Origin of the sequence: Streptococcus sp. HMSC034E12, from assembly GCF_001835915.1 — a bacterium.
GTDB lineage: Bacteria > Bacillota > Bacilli > Lactobacillales > Streptococcaceae > Streptococcus > Streptococcus vaginalis.
In genome coordinates, this window is sequence record NZ_KV826438.1 from 152,228 (window position 1) to 167,674 (window position 15,447).

18 protein-coding genes are annotated in these 15,447 nt (G+C 38.8%); 8 read left to right on the plus strand and 10 right to left on the minus strand.

Annotated elements, in window-relative coordinates; translation table 11 throughout:
- Positions 1–164 precede the first annotated feature (164 nt).
- Genes trmB through HMPREF2574_RS04635 form a run of 4 tightly spaced genes read right to left on the minus strand, consistent with a single transcriptional unit; the run spans position 165 to position 3,419 of the window.
- Positions 165–800, minus strand: a complete 636-nt coding sequence (trmB, locus tag HMPREF2574_RS04620) for a tRNA (guanosine(46)-N7)-methyltransferase TrmB (RefSeq protein ID WP_003033795.1) — start codon at positions 798–800, stop codon at positions 165–167.
- Complete coding sequence (gene ccrZ, locus HMPREF2574_RS04625) at positions 797–1,594, minus strand: cell cycle regulator CcrZ (RefSeq protein ID WP_070241539.1); 798 nt, start codon at positions 1,592–1,594, stop codon at positions 797–799. The genes trmB and ccrZ overlap by 4 nt, the downstream gene beginning before the upstream one ends.
- Before the next feature lie 50 nt (positions 1,595–1,644).
- Complete coding sequence (locus HMPREF2574_RS04630; RefSeq protein WP_024052173.1) at positions 1,645–2,691, minus strand: ABC transporter permease; 1,047 nt, start codon at positions 2,689–2,691, stop codon at positions 1,645–1,647.
- On the minus strand, positions 2,688–3,419 hold the full coding sequence (locus HMPREF2574_RS04635; RefSeq protein ID WP_024052174.1) for an ABC transporter ATP-binding protein: 732 nt from the start codon (positions 3,417–3,419) through the stop codon (positions 2,688–2,690). The genes HMPREF2574_RS04630 and HMPREF2574_RS04635 overlap by 4 nt, the downstream gene beginning before the upstream one ends.
- A 68-nt stretch (positions 3,420–3,487) precedes the next feature.
- Here HMPREF2574_RS04635 and HMPREF2574_RS04640 point away from each other — a divergent pair, with 68 nt between their 5' ends.
- Positions 3,488–3,898 carry an HIT family protein gene (locus HMPREF2574_RS04640; protein ID WP_024052175.1) on the plus strand — a complete coding sequence of 137 codons (411 nt, stop codon included), beginning with the start codon at positions 3,488–3,490 and terminating at the stop codon, positions 3,896–3,898.
- Positions 3,899–3,907: 9 nt separating this feature from the next.
- A complete protein-coding gene (locus tag HMPREF2574_RS04645; protein ID WP_024052176.1) occupies positions 3,908–4,195 on the plus strand; it encodes a hypothetical protein in 288 nt (95 codons plus the stop codon).
- A 46-nt stretch (positions 4,196–4,241) separates the two neighbouring features.
- On the opposite strand, the gene HMPREF2574_RS04650 is transcribed toward HMPREF2574_RS04645, so the two are convergent.
- From HMPREF2574_RS04650 to HMPREF2574_RS04670, 5 genes are all read right to left on the minus strand, one after another.
- Positions 4,242–5,357: a glycopolymer--peptidoglycan transferase LytR gene (locus tag HMPREF2574_RS04650; protein ID WP_070241538.1), complete on the minus strand. Its 1,116-nt coding sequence runs from the start codon at positions 5,355–5,357 to the stop codon at positions 4,242–4,244.
- Between the two features lie 7 nt (positions 5,358–5,364).
- Positions 5,365–5,886 carry a GNAT family N-acetyltransferase gene (locus HMPREF2574_RS04655; protein WP_070812224.1) on the minus strand — a complete coding sequence of 174 codons (522 nt, stop codon included), beginning with the start codon at positions 5,884–5,886 and terminating at the stop codon, positions 5,365–5,367.
- On the minus strand, positions 5,879–6,319 hold the full coding sequence (tsaE, locus tag HMPREF2574_RS04660) for a tRNA (adenosine(37)-N6)-threonylcarbamoyltransferase complex ATPase subunit type 1 TsaE (protein ID WP_024052179.1): 441 nt from the start codon (positions 6,317–6,319) through the stop codon (positions 5,879–5,881). The genes HMPREF2574_RS04655 and tsaE overlap by 8 nt, the downstream gene beginning before the upstream one ends.
- A gap of 86 nt (positions 6,320–6,405) precedes the next feature.
- Entirely contained in the window at positions 6,406–7,845 is a 1,440-nt protein-coding gene (locus HMPREF2574_RS04665) for an NCS2 family permease (RefSeq protein WP_024052180.1), read from the minus strand.
- Between the two features lie 118 nt (positions 7,846–7,963).
- Positions 7,964–8,563, minus strand: coding sequence for a DUF1361 domain-containing protein (locus HMPREF2574_RS04670; RefSeq protein ID WP_024052181.1), 600 nt, complete (start codon positions 8,561–8,563; stop codon positions 7,964–7,966).
- 106 nt (positions 8,564–8,669) lie between these two features.
- On the opposite strand from HMPREF2574_RS04670, the gene HMPREF2574_RS04675 reads away from it, so the two are divergent.
- The 6 genes from HMPREF2574_RS04675 to serS all read left to right on the plus strand — a co-directional run bounded on the left by HMPREF2574_RS04675 (position 8,670) and on the right by serS (position 14,649).
- On the plus strand, positions 8,670–9,482 hold the full coding sequence (locus HMPREF2574_RS04675; protein ID WP_003025986.1) for a Cof-type HAD-IIB family hydrolase: 813 nt from the start codon (positions 8,670–8,672) through the stop codon (positions 9,480–9,482).
- A gap of 475 nt (positions 9,483–9,957) precedes the next feature.
- Positions 9,958–10,947 (plus strand): PTS sugar transporter subunit IIB, encoded by a 990-nt coding sequence (locus HMPREF2574_RS04680; RefSeq protein WP_070672464.1) that lies wholly within the window; start codon positions 9,958–9,960, stop codon positions 10,945–10,947.
- Positions 10,948–10,964: 17 nt separating this feature from the next.
- A complete protein-coding gene (locus HMPREF2574_RS04685) occupies positions 10,965–11,768 on the plus strand; it encodes a PTS mannose/fructose/sorbose transporter subunit IIC (RefSeq protein ID WP_070672467.1) in 804 nt (267 codons plus the stop codon).
- 19 nt (positions 11,769–11,787) lie between these two features.
- Complete coding sequence (locus tag HMPREF2574_RS04690) at positions 11,788–12,699, plus strand: PTS system mannose/fructose/sorbose family transporter subunit IID (RefSeq protein WP_070672470.1); 912 nt, start codon at positions 11,788–11,790, stop codon at positions 12,697–12,699.
- A gap of 87 nt (positions 12,700–12,786) precedes the next feature.
- Entirely contained in the window at positions 12,787–13,158 is a 372-nt protein-coding gene (locus HMPREF2574_RS04695; protein WP_003025992.1) for a DUF956 family protein, read from the plus strand.
- 213 nt (positions 13,159–13,371) lie between these two features.
- The gene (serS, locus tag HMPREF2574_RS04700; protein WP_070812225.1) at positions 13,372–14,649 is read left to right on the plus strand and encodes a serine--tRNA ligase; all 1,278 of its coding nucleotides are present in this window, start codon (positions 13,372–13,374) and stop codon (positions 14,647–14,649) included.
- Between the two features lie 40 nt (positions 14,650–14,689).
- Here serS and HMPREF2574_RS04705 read toward each other — a convergent pair whose 3' ends face one another.
- Complete coding sequence (locus HMPREF2574_RS04705) at positions 14,690–15,349, minus strand: VTT domain-containing protein (RefSeq protein ID WP_024052186.1); 660 nt, start codon at positions 15,347–15,349, stop codon at positions 14,690–14,692.
- Between the last annotated feature and the right edge of the window lie 98 nt (positions 15,350–15,447).

The window sequence follows — 15,447 nt, forward strand, 5'->3', positions numbered from 1 at the left end:
TTTAAGGTTGTAGATGAAGAAAACGAAGTTTTCGCCAAAAGTGCTCTTCCGAGCTTGAACAGCGAATGAAGAGCCCAATCACCTACTGCGTTATTCCTTTATTACTAAATCTGATAGAAGCTGGGACACTTTTTGCCCAGCCTCTTTCAATTATCTATTTCACCTTAAAACTCTGCCTCAACCCGATAGATGACTTGACCTTTGTTGACAAATTTTTTCTCGTACTCTGTCAGCACATTATCTTCAAAGTCGCTCGCGTGTAAATCTAACCAAACACCATTTAGTTTCATCCCGTATTGAGAAAAGCTCACTAAGCTATATTCAAAAAGACCACGATTATCTGTTTTGAAATGAATCTCACCATGTTCTGGTAAAATTTGCTTAAAGGTATCGAGAAAAGATTTGTAGGTCAAGCGCCGTTTTTCATGGCGTTTCTTGGGCCAAGGATCAGAAAAATTCAGATACAAACGATCAATCTCTCCATTTTCAAAGTAGTTGGTCAAATCAGAACCATCTACCCAAAGGAGCTTGATATTGGGAACATCAGTTGCTAAAACCTTATCCAAGGCGTAACTCAAAACGGATTTTTGAATATCAATTCCGATATAGTTAATTTCTGGATGAGCTTTTGCCATTTCTGAAACAAACGCACCCTTTCCACTTCCCACTTCAATATGAATGGGGTGCTTATTCCCAAAAATCTCATGCCACTTGCCCTTTGCTTCAGCAGGATTTAAAATTACATATTGTGGGTTTGCTTCTAGTAATTCCGTCGCCCCTTTACGATTTCTAACTCTCATGACACCTTTTTCCCGTATTTTGAACGGAAGTTACGTAGTGCATAAATCTCCCGATTCACATTTTCCAAGTCTGCATTTTCATAATACTTAGCAATCTGACATAGGTAAGCATACTGACCATACCAGTACAATTTTTTCAATACCGTTTCATTATACCGATAGCCATAGTAGGTCAACCATTCTTTCCAACGCACCTCTGGAATATAATGGCTTAATATATGAGCCACATCAAACATACGATCTGTCAATCGAACAGAATCCCAATCTACTAAATACACCAATCCACTATCTGTCTCAATCCAGTTACTATGACGCACATCGCCATGCACAATTGTTGCATAATCCTCGCGAAATTGTGGTAAATGACTACGCATATCATTTAAAACCGACCGCAAGTAATGATTATTTCCAATTGCCAATGGTGCATGTTCTAACCAAGATTCCAATAAATCTGCTGGCGTCTCCAAAGCATAACCCAACCGACGCAACTGTGTCATCAAAGGACGTGAACGATGCAGCCGTGTCAAAATATTTACAATTTGCTTTTTGTCCATTTCAGCTGGTGTCAAGATCTTTCCTGACAGCCACTCTTGCGCACTCATAACGTTGCCATCTGCCATGCGACGACTCCACAATAGTTGTGGTGCAATTTGTTCTCTAGCTAAACCTACTAAGATTGGGGTTGTATTCATCTTGACGAAAACGCGCGCCCCATCTGGATAGGTGCCCATGTAGGCTTTTCCACTCTTGCCTGCAATCGGCGTCAGAGTTAGCTCATTATCAACCAAGTCCATTATTCCCCTCCGTAAAAAGTTTCCTATCTATTTTACTAATTTTACTTCCTTTAGTCAACCAAACTTCTTAATTTAAATGGTAAATAGATGAAATAAAGTAGCAATGTAATTCCAATCATAAAAAGCAAAGCTACTCTATCTTGGAAAAACAACAAAGCCATCATTGTTTCCACAAAAAGCACGCTGTAGCCAATAAGAATAATCACTTGTTTCACTCCTTTTAATTTCAATCCAGTTTCCAAAGGAAATAAGAACGTCAAATATTGATAATCAAAAGCATTGTACAAGGCTGTCAACTGAAATAGCAAGAGATAATTCAACAAAGCCACGAAAATAGCCGCAATCCATGATTGACTGATAAAGCCAATTCCCAAAAGAGACAGAAACAGCAACCGTATAGTCAAGGCCAGAAAATCACCATTTCGTAAATAAGAACGCAAATATATATTTTGCCAAGTAGTTGACTGTCTTTTGGGTAGAATATTTGTCAAACCATCAAGATACGCACGGCGTTTCACACTATTAGAAATTCCTTTGACATTGGTAAAGAGAGCAAAGAAACGTAGGATTGTCTGCTTACGTCTTTCTTCATAAGCAATGAGATAACTCCAATTCACCCCTGCACCTTGGTAAAATTTTTGACTTTTCTGCAAAAATACGAACCATTTTGCTATCAACATAAGAAAAACAAGAATAAACCAGCCCCAAAGCGGCATGCCTAAGGCAAGAAAAAGCGGTACTAATAGTAACAACACAACGGTTTGAAGCAAGACCCATAATCGATAAGATAAACGCGTTTGTTCTTGTAGGTAGCTTTTTAATTCCTCTTCTTTGACCAATAAAAACAGACTATCTGGTTTTTCCATATAAGTCGCGATTCGTCCCAAAGGCAATAATAAGAACAAAAGAACCACTAAAGCAAGAATGATTGGCAGGTGATTTTTAGGAAAATTTCGTAACAGTTGACTGTATTGAACAGCTAAAAAGCCAATAAAGACCAATAAAAAGAGGACAAAATGGTCATTAAAAACATAGCGTGAATACTTCAAACATTGATTGCGAAATACTTGCCTGCGCTTTTGAAACAGATTTCTCATAAGCTCGCCTCTTCTGTCAAAACTAGATAAATGTCATTGAGACTAGCTTCTGGCATGGCAAATTCTGCTCGTAATTCTGCTAAATTGCCTTTAGCTCGGATTTCTCCCTTATGCAATATCACGAATGAATCACACATCTTTTCTGCCGAATCCAGCACATGCGTACTCATAAGAATTGACTTGCCTTTTACCTTTTCATCCTCCAAAAGCTCTATCAAGTCAGCAATGGCAACTGGATCAAGTCCTAAAAATGGTTCATCAACGATAAAAAGGCTGGGGTCAACCACAAATGCACAGATAATCATGACTTTTTGCTTCATCCCCTTAGAAAAATGCACCGGAAACCAATCTAATTTTTCTTTCAAGCGAAACATCGTCAATAATTTTTCCACGCGTGCAAAAGCCACCTTTTGCTCCACATCATAAGCCATAGCAACCGTTTCAATATGCTCGCGCAGCGTTAATTCCTCATACAAACTAGGTGTTTCCGGAATAAAACCAATTTTCTTACGATAAGCCGTAGGACTATCTTGCAGTTTGGCACCGTCAATTAAAATTTCACCTTTATAAGGAGTTAAAAGTCCGATAATTTCATTGATTGTAGTGGATTTACCCGCACCATTCAAACCAATCAACCCCACCAGTTCCCCATTTCCTACTGTGAAACTGATGTCTTTTAAAACAGGGATATTCACATAGCCCCCTATAAGCCCTTTTATTTCTAACATATTTTCTCCAAATTCTGGTATAATGTTCTTATATTATAACAAAATCTAACAAAGTAGAGGTAAATTTGATGGCAGATTGCATTTTTTGTAAGATTATTGCAGGAGAAATTCCAGCTTCTAAAGTATATGAAGACGATGTAATTCTAGCATTTTTAGACGTCTCACAAGTAACGCTCGGACATACCTTGGTTGTCCCTAAAAAACATTTCCGCAACATGCTTGAAATGGACGGTGAAGCTGCCAGTCAACTCTTTGTACGTATTCCAGATATTGCTCGTAAAGTGATGAAGGCTACTGGTGCAAAGGGGATGAATATCATCAATAACAACGAAGAAATTGCCGGTCAATCTGTCTTCCATACACATGTCCATTTAGCACCACGCTATACAGAAAATGATGATTTAAAACTGACTTTCGTGGCGCACGAACCAAACTTCCCTGCTCTTGCAGAATTAGCCGAAAAAATTTCAAAAGCATAAGGAGAAACCATGAAACTTAGTAATCTATTATTATTCACCGGTGCAGCTGCAGCCAGCTTTTTCCTTGTTAAAAATAGAGAAAAACTCATGAACGAGGCTGTTGAAAGTTATGAGCTAATGGACAGGATTCAAGACAATCTACAAAATATTCAACGAAATCTCCAAGTCGTTCAAGAGCAAAAAGACAATCTCCAAACAATTTCACAGGATTTGACTTACCAATTCAAACTTTTTGAGCAAGACTCTACTGCTCGACTTCAGCAAATTCAAGATATCTGGAAGGCTCACATCAACTAAGAAGTTAAAAAGAATTTAGACACACGCTAAATTCTTTTTTATTATGTCATTGTCCGTATTGACCATAATACTGTCCATTTTGATCTGTTCCATAAGGATTGCTTGAATACGCAGAAAAATCAGCAGCACCAGTTGTTGCGTCATTTCCTGACTGACCGGAACTAGGAGCAGCACTGCCATACAATTCTTCATATAAAACCGCATTGGTTTCCAATTCAGTCACTTCGTCCAAGCCAAGCGATTTTCTCAGAACATTTTGCATTTCCAACATATGCTCCGAAGTTACGATTTGGTAAGATCCACCGTCTGGTAAAGTGGCACCCTCACCTTTCAATTGCTTACTTTCAATATTTTTAAAAGCATCTTGGTAACCTAATAATTGCGGAATACTGCCAGAAGACAACTCTACATTGGTCTGCATATTGTTGCTAACAGCTTTTAAAATTGCTTGATAGTGGCTGACACTGTTTAAGCTCAGCACTTTTTGGACTACTTTTTGAATCACTTCACGTTGGCGCTTTTGACGTCCATAATCCCCTTCCGGATCTTGATAACGCATGCGAGAATAGACCAGTGCTTGATCACCATTGATATGTTGTTCCCCTGGTTCAACAACTGCTTTATATTCTGGCTCGTTTTCTTCAATCGAGATAGGAAAACCAAGGGTGTTATTGACCGTAATGCCCCCAACAGCATCAACTAATTGTACCAGACCTTTCATATTGATAAGCACAGAGCGGTCAATGTGAATATTCATCATCTTTTGCACTGTGGAAATAGCTAAATCAGCTCCACCATTTGCATAAGCCGCATTAAGCTTTGCTTGCGTTGTCCCATCAGCGGTTTTAATTTTGGTAAGAATATCCCTTTCCAAACTCATCATTGTCGTTTTTTTTGTCTTAGGATTAACTGTTACGAGAATCATGGAATCACTATTTCCAGCCCACCGATCTGAGCGTGATCCACTACCTGTATCTACCCCCATCAAAAGCAAGGTCAAAGGTTTGGTAGCGGCAATCACATTTGTTTCTTTCCCAAAGCTTTTATAAGTCTTAGACAAAGCATCTGTTGATTGGTTATAAATCGTAAATCCATAAACGCCTAGTCCTGCAACCGTTACAAGACACAAGCTCAAAAACATTAAGATAATTTTTTTAAACATATTTATTCTAATCTATCAGTTTTCCCATTAGGTAAACATCAAGAAATTTCCCTTCTGAAAGATAGGCTCCTCTTTTTTGAATGCCCTCAATCTCAAACCCAAACACTTGATACAAATGAACCGCCCGCTCATTTCTGACTTGTACGGTCAATTCTAATCGTCGAATCACTTCAGAATTCTCTGCCCAGTCTATCGCTTCTTCTAGAAGAAATTTCCCTAAGCCTTGATTCCAAAATGCTCTTTTAACCACGATAAAGACCTGCCCGATATGGCGAATTCGCTCATGAAAATCAGCTGTAATGCTCACAAGCCCAGCAATTTCATTATCTAATAGTGCAATTAGATAAATCTGGTTATCTGACGCGGCTTGATGTTGAATGAAAGAGCTCATCTGCTCTTCTGTCATCAAAATCCCTGCGTCATCTAATGTCATGTAATCTGATTCTTTTCCAACTTGATTAAGAAAATCAATTAAAGATTTGGCGTCTTGAGGTTCTGCTTCTCTTATAACTAGCTCTAACTCAGCCATTGACAAATTCCTCAAGCAGTTTCTCAGCTCGATGTCCTTTTGCATCAAAGACCAATTCTCGACCATCATTTTTTCTTAAAATTGTCAATTTGAGATAGTCACTTGGCAAACTATCTCCCAACAATTCGCCCCATTCAATAACCGTCACTCCATCTCCAAAGAGAAAATCGTCTAAATCAATAGAATCTGGATCTTCCCCAATGCGATAAACGTCCAAATGATAAAGCGGCAGGCGTCCGTCATATTCTCGTACAATAGTGTAGGTCGGACTTTTGATCATTTGTTTGATACCCAGTCCACGCGCTAAACCTTTGGTGAAGGTTGTTTTCCCAGCACCCAAGTCACCCGTTAAAATCAACACATCTTGTTTTTGGAGTAAAGCACCCAATTTCTCGCCCCACGCCATCAACTCATCTTCATTATGGCTAAACATTCTACTATTATATCAAAATTTTTCTGTTTCTGCTAAAATTTGACAAAAGAAAAGCTAGTTCCAAAGAACTAGCTATTTCCCAATCATTAAGCCAAAGCTAGACTAATAAAGTTTAGGATAAATAAAGCATCCAATACCCAGATAATAGGGTGGACTTCCTTGGCTTCACCTTTGATGATTTTCACAAAAGTATACATGATGAATCCTACGGCAATACCATGAGTAATACTATAAGTAAAGCCCATAAAAATAGATGTGAAGAACGCTGGTACTGCTTCTGACAAATCATCCCATTCGATATCTTTCATGCTGGAAAGCATCATAATTCCCACAATGATAAGAATAGGGGCTACCGCTACTGTTGGTACAATAGCAAGAAGTGGACTAAAGAAACTTGACACAGCAAACAAAGCCGCAACGACAAGCGCTGTCAAGCCAGTACGACCGCCCGCTTCAATTCCAGCTGCACTTTCTACATAAGTCGTAACATTTGAAGTTCCTGCAATCGCACCAATCGTTGTACCAACCATGTCTGAAAATAATGCCTTATCCATTTTAGTTTGAAGGCCAGACGAATCTTTAGCAGCTTCTTCATCTGCAATGTTAAAGATGCCCGCTTTGCGCCCTGTACTAATCAAAGTTCCAATATTATCAAAAATATCTGTTAATGAAAAGGCCAAAATAGCTAGAAGCACTTCTGGAAGGCGAGCTGGTTTTGCAAACAAAGCCAACAAGCCATCTTTACCTAGTGCCGCACCAAAAATCTTTCCTAAATCCTGAACAGCAGCACCGATATTATTGGAAGCAAAATTGATCTTTGAAAGGTCTACGACCCCTACCAAAATGGCTAGGATTGTTGTTGCTGCAATGGAGAGAACAATCCCTCCGCGAATGCGTTTGAGAACAAAGAAAATGGTGATGAAAATTCCAAACAAAGCTACAAGAACAGCTGGGTTGTTAAAATCTACCAAGCCCGGCGTTGCCATTCCATTGGCTGTAATAGCTGCTTGTGCCTTATCAGCACCTTTTCCTGTAACGCTATAAGTTCCCGGATCAATTGAGAATTTTAAAAGTCCAGCTTTTTTAACTCCAATGTAAGCTAGAAAAATCCCAATCCCACCAGAAATAGCATATTTTAAACTTTCTGGAATTGCATGAATAATAATTGTACGAACTTTGGTTAGCGTAACAATAATGCTGATAATCCCACAAAGGAAAACCATGGCAAGTGCTTCTTGCCAAGTATACCCCAGTGCAAACACAACGGTATAAGTAAAGAAAGCATTCAGTCCCATACCAGGCGCCTGAGCGTAAGGAATGTTGGCATATACAGCCATCATCAGCGTCCCTGCAACAGTCCCAATGATAGTCGCCAAGAAAACACCTTGTGCTGGCATGCCTGTTTGACTAAGCATTTCAGGGTTGACAAAGAGAATATAACTCATTGCAAAGAAAGTGGTTAAACCAGCAAGAACTTCTGTACGAACAGTCGTACCGTTCTCTTTTAGTTTAAAAAACTTGTCCATTTTTAAAATCTCCTTAAATTTTACGAACGATAGTGGATATAATATCACAAAATATTCACGATTTCAATAGAAGTTTTAAAAATAAACAAATTAATTCAATGTTTTATACAGAAAATATTTATTTAGACTGATTTTTACTCAAAAAGACCAAGGACATGATTTGAATAAAGGTAAACCCTAAAATGAATAGCAGGCGCTCCCTTTGCAAAGCAGCTGTCAATCGCTCAAAGACTAATGTAGGATGACTGACTAGATCCCAAGAATTGAGCCGATCATAGCGACCAATGTAAATCGCGAGACTCGATAAAAATGAGACAGCTCCAATAGCCAAATATTCCAGACACCATTTGAGCTTCAAATAGCCCGAAATCAAATTCCAGCTCTCTATTCCGCATAGAACCCCGAAGAAAATACTTGGAACAAAGGCCATAAAAAGATGCAGACTTTCTCGATTCCACAAGGTATCACTCACCCAGTGCATGTGTACCAAGTCTGTAATCATATAGAACGTATTGGGATAAAACATCAGCCAAAGAATTGCTACAGGTAAGAAAAACCATTTTTTCTTAAATTGAATGGCTATAAAAGCCGCATCATAGGCAACCAAAGCTAGAAACATATTCCAAATCAAATCTGGACCTTTTGTCAAAATTCCTTCGGCATAAACGATGGCAGAAATAATCGCAAAGAAAATATGAATGATAATTGTTTTACGCATACTCGATTTCCTCCTTCATTATATAAGAAAACATTATATCACAAATTCTGCACTTTCATCTTAAAATCTGCTATAATAGAAAACAGCACAAATGAAAGAGTAGACTATGACAAAAAAAGTAATTGCAGTAGATTTAGACGGAACCTTGCTCAATTCTGACAGCAAACTATCTGAATTTACAAAAGAAACAATTAAAAAAATTTCTAAAAAAGGACATCATGTTGTCATCACAACTGGACGCCCTTATCGAATGGCACGGGAATTTTATAAAGAATTGGAGCTACACACTCCAATGATCAACTTTAATGGCTCTTTGACCCATATCCCTGAGAAAAAATGGCAACAGGAAAGATGTATCACTTTAGATAAGGAATATCTATTAGACATTGTCAAAAGGAAGGAAGAAATTGAAGCAGACTTCATTGCTGGAGAATATCGAAAGAAATTTTATATCACAGCTCCCAATGAAACGATTGCCGACCCGAAATTATTTGGTGTAGAATCTTTTCAACCTGAAAATCAATTTAATCCAGAATTGGTTACCAAAAATCCCAACTGTATCCTTTTGCAAACGCATGCCAATGATAAATATGCTTTGGCGGATGAGTTGAATCAATTTTATCAACAACAATTATCTATCAACACTTGGGGCGGTCCGCTCAATATCCTTGAATGCACTCCAAAAGGCGTCAACAAAGCTTTTGCTTTGAAATATTTATTAGAGGTTCTGAACGTAGAGCGAAAAGATTTGATTGCTTTTGGTGACGAACACAATGATACAGAGATGTTAGCTTTTGCAGGTACTGGCTATGCCATGAAAAACGCTAGCCAAACACTTCTTCCTTACGCAGATGAGCAACTGCCGCTGACCAATGACCAAGACGGAGTCGCTCATCAATTATTGAAACTATTTTTATAATGAGACTTAGAGTTGGACAGGTTTTCTGCCCGACTCTTTAATATTTACACGTAATCTTCCCAGATTTCATTTTTCTGCAACTGATTGTGCACTAGCAATCATGGAGCAGTCTCATCAGCTGTTGATTTTCAATTATTTTCTATCAGTTTATTTATGCCATAAATTAAATATTATAAATTTTGTTTTTTAAATTTAAAATGTTTCTAGATTTTTTATTGATTCTCCTCTTTCTTCTTCAATAATTCATGTAGATAGAATTATTTTTTCAAAACTTTCATTATTTTTCCAATCGCTTTTCAAAGTTAATATATTGTTTAAATTGCTATTTTTGTCCGTTTACAATCTGTCAAAAATATGAAAGATTTTGATTTTTTAGCTCAAACTATTGCATTTTTCATGAAAACGTTTTATAATTAAGTAGTCTTAAATTTTTCTTAAACTTAAGTCAAACATTTTATAAGGAGGAAAGACAATAATGAGTATCGGAATCATTATTGCAAGCCATGGTGAATTTGCTGCTGGTATTCATCAATCAGGTTCTATGATTTTTGGTGAGCAAGAAAAAGTTCAAGTTGTAACTTTTATGCCAAATGAAGGTCCTGATGATTTGTATGCTAAGTTCAATGACGCTGTGGCTGCTTTTGACGCGAATGATGAAGTTCTAGTTTTGGCTGACCTGTGGAGTGGTTCTCCATTTAACCAAGCTAGCCGTGTAATGGGTGAAAATCCTGACCGTAAGTTCGCGATCATTACAGGTTTGAATCTGCCAATGTTGATTCAAGCTTATACAGAACGAATGATGGATGCCAATGCTGGCGTTGACGCTGTTGCCGCAAACATCATCAAAGAAGCCAAGGACGGAGTGAAAGCTCTTCCTGAAGAACTAAATCCTGTAGCTGAGGTAGCAAGTGCACCGGCTGCACCAACTGCTCAAGCTGCTATTCCAGAAGGAACCGTTATCGGCGATGGCAAGTTGAAAATCAATCTTGCTCGTATCGATACACGTCTTCTTCACGGTCAAGTTGCAACTGCTTGGACACCAGATTCTAAAGCAGACCGTATCATTGTTGCTTCTGACTCCGTATCAGCTGATAAACTTCGTAAAGAGTTAATCAAACAAGCTGCTCCTGGTAATGTCAAAGCAAATGTTGTCCCAATTGACAAATTGATTGCGGTAGCAAAAGACCCCCGTTTTGGTAACACACATGCACTGATTCTTTTTGAAACTCCTCAAGATGCACTTCGTGCTGTTGAAGGTGGTGTCGATATCAAAACACTCAATGTTGGCTCAATGGCTCACTCAACTGGTAAAACAATAGTCAATAACGTTTTGTCAATGGACAAAGACGATGTTGCAACCTTTGAAAAATTGCGTGACCTCGGAGTGGAATTTGACGTACGTAAAGTGCCAAATGACTCCAAAAAAGATTTGTTTGACTTAATTAAAAAAGCCAACGTTCAATAATGGAAAGGATTTAGAATATGTCAATTATTTCTATGATTTTAGTGGTCTTCGTTGCCTTTCTTGCTGGACTCGAAGGAATCTTGGACCAATTTCAATTCCACCAACCACTTGTTGCTTGTACCTTGATTGGTCTTGTAACAGGACACTTGGAAGCAGGTGTAATACTTGGTGGTTCACTACAAATGATCGCTCTTGGTTGGGCAAACATCGGTGCTGCGGTTGCGCCTGACGCTGCCCTTGCCTCTGTTGCTGCCGCTATCATTATGGTACAAGGTGGAGACTTTACAAACAAAGGTGTTGCTGTCGCAACTGCTGTTGCTATCCCACTTGCTGTTGCTGGTCTTTTCCTTACAATGATCGTACGTACTATCTCAGTTGCCCTTGTTCACGGTGCTGATGCTGCTGCTAAAAAAGGTGACATCGCAGGCGTAGAACGCGCTCACTTATTTGCTCTTGTCCTTCAAGGTTTGCGTATCGCTCTTCCTGCTGCACTTCTACTTGCTATTCCAGCTGAAGCTGTACAAAACTTACTCGCAATGATGCCTGCATGGTTGTCAGATGGTATGGCTATCGGTGGTGGTATGGTCGTTGCCGTTGGTTACGCTATGGTTATCAACATGATGGCAACTCGCGAAGTATGGCCATTCTTTGCTATCGGTTTTGCACTTGCAGCTGTTAGTCAATTAACCCTTATCGCTCTTGGTACAATCGGTGTTGCAATTGCTCTTATCTATCTGAACCTTTCTAAAAAAGGCGGAAATGGTGGTGGCGGTTCTGCTACATCAAGCGACCCAATTGGTGATATTTTAGAAGACTACTAAGAAAGGAGCTACTAATATCATGACAGAAAAAATTCAATTATCAAAATCAGATCGTCAAAAAATTTGGTGGCGTTCAACTTTCTTGCAAGGTTCTTGGAACTATGAACGGATGCAAAACTTAGGTTGGGCTTATGCATTAATTCCAGCTATCAAAAAACTTTATACTAAAAAAGAAGACCAAGCTGCTGCTCTTGAACGTCACTTGGAATTCTTCAACACTCACCCATACGTAGCTGCTCCTATCATTGGTGTGACACTTGCCCTTGAAGAAGAAAAGGCTAACGGTGCTGAAATTGACAACACTGCTATCCAAGGGGTTAAAATCGGTATGATGGGACCTCTTGCTGGTATCGGTGACCCAGTCTTCTGGTTTACTGTTCGTCCTATCCTCGGTGCTCTTGGTGCTTCTCTTGCCTCAACAGGAAACATCATGGGTCCAATCCTCTTCTTCGTTCTTTGGAATCTTATCCGTATGGCCTTCTTGTGGTACACTCAAGAACTTGGTTACAAAGCTGGTTCTGAAATTACTAAAGACATGTCAGGTGGCATCCTTCAAGACATCACTAAAGGAGCTTCAATCCTTGGTATGTTTATCCTTGCTGTACTCGTTGAACGCTGGGTAAACGTAAGCTTTGCCCTTCAACTTCCTTCAACAAAACTATCTGAAGGTGCTTATATCAACTTCCCTAAGGGAGCTGTAACTGGTTCTCAACTGCAAAAAATCTTAGGTGATGTTGCAAATGGACTTAGCTTAACTCCTGAAAAAGCAAACACACTTCAAGGACAATTGAATTCATTGATTCCTGGTTTGATGGGACTTCTCCTTACTTTCCTTTGTATGTGGTTGCTTAAGAAGAAAGTTTCACCAATCACTATCATCATCGGACTCTTCATCGTTGGTATCATTGCCAAAGTTATTGGTTTGATGTAAACATGGAAAAAGAAGGTTTCGGCCTTCTTTTTTATTGACAATAAATGTGCTATAATAGAAAAGATAATAGATAAACGAGGATTGAACATGGCACAGTCACAAAATACAAAAATTGATTTTCAAACAACAGGAACTTCTTATCTGGGAATTGGAGGGAAAGTTGGTAAATTCTTAGTTGGAGATAAAGCGCTCGAATTTTATGCAGATGCCAATGTCGAAGACTATATTCAAATCCCTTGGGATACTATCCATCAAATCGGTGCCAATGTGTCTGGCAAACGAATTAGTCGTCATTTTGAAGTCTTTACCAATAAAGGAAAATTCCTTTTCGCTTCAAAAGATGCTGGAACTATTTTGAAACACGCTCGAAATCATATCGGTAATGAAAAAGTCGTTAAACTACCGACACTGATTCAAACAATTGGTCAATTTTTTAAAAATCTATTTGCAAAAAAATAAGAATTCTTGTATAATTATAGGAAACGGATAAGTAAATCTAGTATCTCTTTCAGAAAGTCTGCGGCAGCTGTGAGCAGATAGGGAGCTAGCTTGAAATTCTACCGTGATACTAATTTCATAAACAATCAAGTGCACTTATGTGAAGTTGGATGGAACCGTGGCTCTGCCACTCCAACACTTTCCATAGATGCATTTTTATTTAAGGAGGTTCTGATGTTAGATATTAAACGCATTCGCACAGATTTTGATATCATCGCAAAAAAACTAGCTACTCGTGGCGTTGACGCTGCAACACTTGATAAAATGAAAGAGTTTGATAGCAAACGCCGTGAACTCTTGGTCAAGGTTGAAAATTTAAAAGCAGAGCGTAACACGGTTTCAGCAGAAATTGCCCAAGCGAAACGTAATAAAGACAATGCTGATGATAAAATTGCTGCCATGCAAAAATTATCTGCTGAAATTAAATCATTAGACGCAGAGTTAGCAGAAATTGACGCTATATTAACCGAGTTTACAACGACTTTGCCAAATATTCCTCACGATAGTGTGCCGGTAGGTGCTGACGAAGACGATAATGTAGAAGTTCGCCGTTGGGGGACGCCACGTGTGTTTGACTTTGATGTAAAAGCTCACTGGGATCTTGGTGAAAATCTTGATATTCTCGACTGGGAACGCGGGGCAAAAGTAACCGGCGCTCGCTTCCTCTTTTACAAAGGATTAGGAGCTCGTCTAGAACGCGCTATTTATAATTTCATGTTAGACGAGCATCAAAGAGAGGGCTACACAGAAGTCATTCCTCCTTACATGGTTAATCACGATTCTATGTTTGGTACTGGTCAATATCCAAAATTCAAAGAAGATACTTTTGAAGTGAGCGACACTAATTATGTTCTCATTCCAACTGCTGAAGTTCCTTTGACAAATTACTACCGAGGGGAAATTTTAGACGGGAAAGACTTGCCAATCTACTTCACAGCCATGAGTCCGTCTTTCCGTTCTGAAGCTGGTTCTGCCGGTCGTGACACCCGTGGTTTAATTCGTTTACATCAATTCCACAAAGTAGAAATGGTCAAATTTGCCAAACCAGAACATTCTTATGAAGAATTAGAAAAAATGACCGCTAATGCTGAAAATATCCTGCAAAAATTGAATCTTCCTTACCGTGTCGTTGCACTTTCTACAGGGGATATGGGCTTCTCTGCGGCGAAGACCTACGACTTGGAAGTCTGGATTCCAGCTCAAAACACCTATCGTGAAATTTCTAGCTGTTCCAATACCGAAGATTTCCAAGCTCGTCGCGCTCAAATCCGTTACCGTGACGAAGCAGACGGCAAGGTCAAACTCCTACATACTTTGAATGGATCTGGTCTTGCAGTTGGTCGTACCGTTGCAGCTATTCTTGAAAATTATCAAAATGAAGACGGCTCCATCACTATTCCAGAAGTACTTCGTCCATACATGGGCGGTGTGAAAGTGATTGCTCCAAAATAACATAAAAACTCTGAGATTTTCAAATCATCTCAGAGTTTTCTTATCTCTTCATTTGATTGTTTCGCTTTTTAATCATTGCACTTCGAACCACACTTATCACAGTTGGGAGTAAGGTGACAATGACAATTCCCAAAATAATCGCTGAAAAATGAATTTTCACAAAGGGAATATTCCCAAAAAGATAGCCTGCCCCTGTCGCAATCAAAGACCAAGACAAAGCAGCAATAAAAGCTCGTTTCAGAAAAGACTGAACAGGGAATTGGCTAATACCTGCTACAAAAGGCACAAAGGTGCGAATAATAGGAATATAACGTCCTAAAATAATGGAAGTAGATCCATGTTTTCCAAAATACACTTCTGCTTCTTTGATATTTTCTTCTTTTATCAATTTACTGAAAAATTTATAATGTACAAAACGATAACCCAAGGTTCTGCCAATGAAGAAATTACAGGTATCGCCAACAAAAGCTCCCACAAAAAATAGAAGCATAAAAAGTAGAACATTAAAATTCATTGCTGGATTAGCTGATAGAGCGCCTGCAGCAAAAAGTAAGCTGTCTCCCGGCAAGAATGGAAATACTACCGCAGCTGTCTCAATAACAATCACCAGAAACAAAATCAAATACGTCCAGCCACCTACAGCATGAGCAATCTTATAAATGTGTGCGTCAATATGCAAGATAAAATCAATAATAAACATCTCTTCTCCTTTTGTCCATTCTCTATTATAGCAGAAAATATTATAGAAAAGCGTATTTTAAAAATAAAAAAACAGAAGTAAACGGTACAAGCCAATCC

Excerpts from the sequence above, each read along its gene's own strand:
- trmB (WP_003033795.1), bottom strand. The coding sequence starts at position 800 with ATGAGAGTTAGAAATCGTAAAGGGGCGACGGAATTACTAGAAGCAAAC.
- ccrZ (WP_070241539.1), bottom strand. The coding sequence starts at position 1,594 with ATGGACTTGGTTGATAATGAGCTAACTCTGACGCCGATTGCAGGCAAG.
- HMPREF2574_RS04630 (WP_024052173.1), bottom strand. The coding sequence starts at position 2,691 with ATGAGAAATCTGTTTCAAAAGCGCAGGCAAGTATTTCGCAATCAATGT.
- HMPREF2574_RS04635 (WP_024052174.1), bottom strand. The coding sequence starts at position 3,419 with ATGTTAGAAATAAAAGGGCTTATAGGGGGCTATGTGAATATCCCTGTT.
- HMPREF2574_RS04640 (WP_024052175.1), top strand. The coding sequence starts at position 3,488 with ATGGCAGATTGCATTTTTTGTAAGATTATTGCAGGAGAAATTCCAGCT.
- HMPREF2574_RS04645 (WP_024052176.1), top strand. The coding sequence starts at position 3,908 with ATGAAACTTAGTAATCTATTATTATTCACCGGTGCAGCTGCAGCCAGC.
- HMPREF2574_RS04650 (WP_070241538.1), bottom strand. The coding sequence starts at position 5,357 with ATGTTTAAAAAAATTATCTTAATGTTTTTGAGCTTGTGTCTTGTAACG.
- HMPREF2574_RS04655 (WP_070812224.1), bottom strand. The coding sequence starts at position 5,886 with ATGGCTGAGTTAGAGCTAGTTATAAGAGAAGCAGAACCTCAAGACGCC.
- tsaE (WP_024052179.1), bottom strand. The coding sequence starts at position 6,319 with ATGTTTAGCCATAATGAAGATGAGTTGATGGCGTGGGGCGAGAAATTG.
- HMPREF2574_RS04665 (WP_024052180.1), bottom strand. The coding sequence starts at position 7,845 with ATGGACAAGTTTTTTAAACTAAAAGAGAACGGTACGACTGTTCGTACA.
- HMPREF2574_RS04670 (WP_024052181.1), bottom strand. The coding sequence starts at position 8,563 with ATGCGTAAAACAATTATCATTCATATTTTCTTTGCGATTATTTCTGCC.
- HMPREF2574_RS04675 (WP_003025986.1), top strand. The coding sequence starts at position 8,670 with ATGACAAAAAAAGTAATTGCAGTAGATTTAGACGGAACCTTGCTCAAT.
- HMPREF2574_RS04680 (WP_070672464.1), top strand. The coding sequence starts at position 9,958 with ATGAGTATCGGAATCATTATTGCAAGCCATGGTGAATTTGCTGCTGGT.
- HMPREF2574_RS04685 (WP_070672467.1), top strand. The coding sequence starts at position 10,965 with ATGTCAATTATTTCTATGATTTTAGTGGTCTTCGTTGCCTTTCTTGCT.
- HMPREF2574_RS04690 (WP_070672470.1), top strand. The coding sequence starts at position 11,788 with ATGACAGAAAAAATTCAATTATCAAAATCAGATCGTCAAAAAATTTGG.
- HMPREF2574_RS04695 (WP_003025992.1), top strand. The coding sequence starts at position 12,787 with ATGGCACAGTCACAAAATACAAAAATTGATTTTCAAACAACAGGAACT.
- serS (WP_070812225.1), top strand. The coding sequence starts at position 13,372 with ATGTTAGATATTAAACGCATTCGCACAGATTTTGATATCATCGCAAAA.
- HMPREF2574_RS04705 (WP_024052186.1), bottom strand. The coding sequence starts at position 15,349 with ATGTTTATTATTGATTTTATCTTGCATATTGACGCACACATTTATAAG.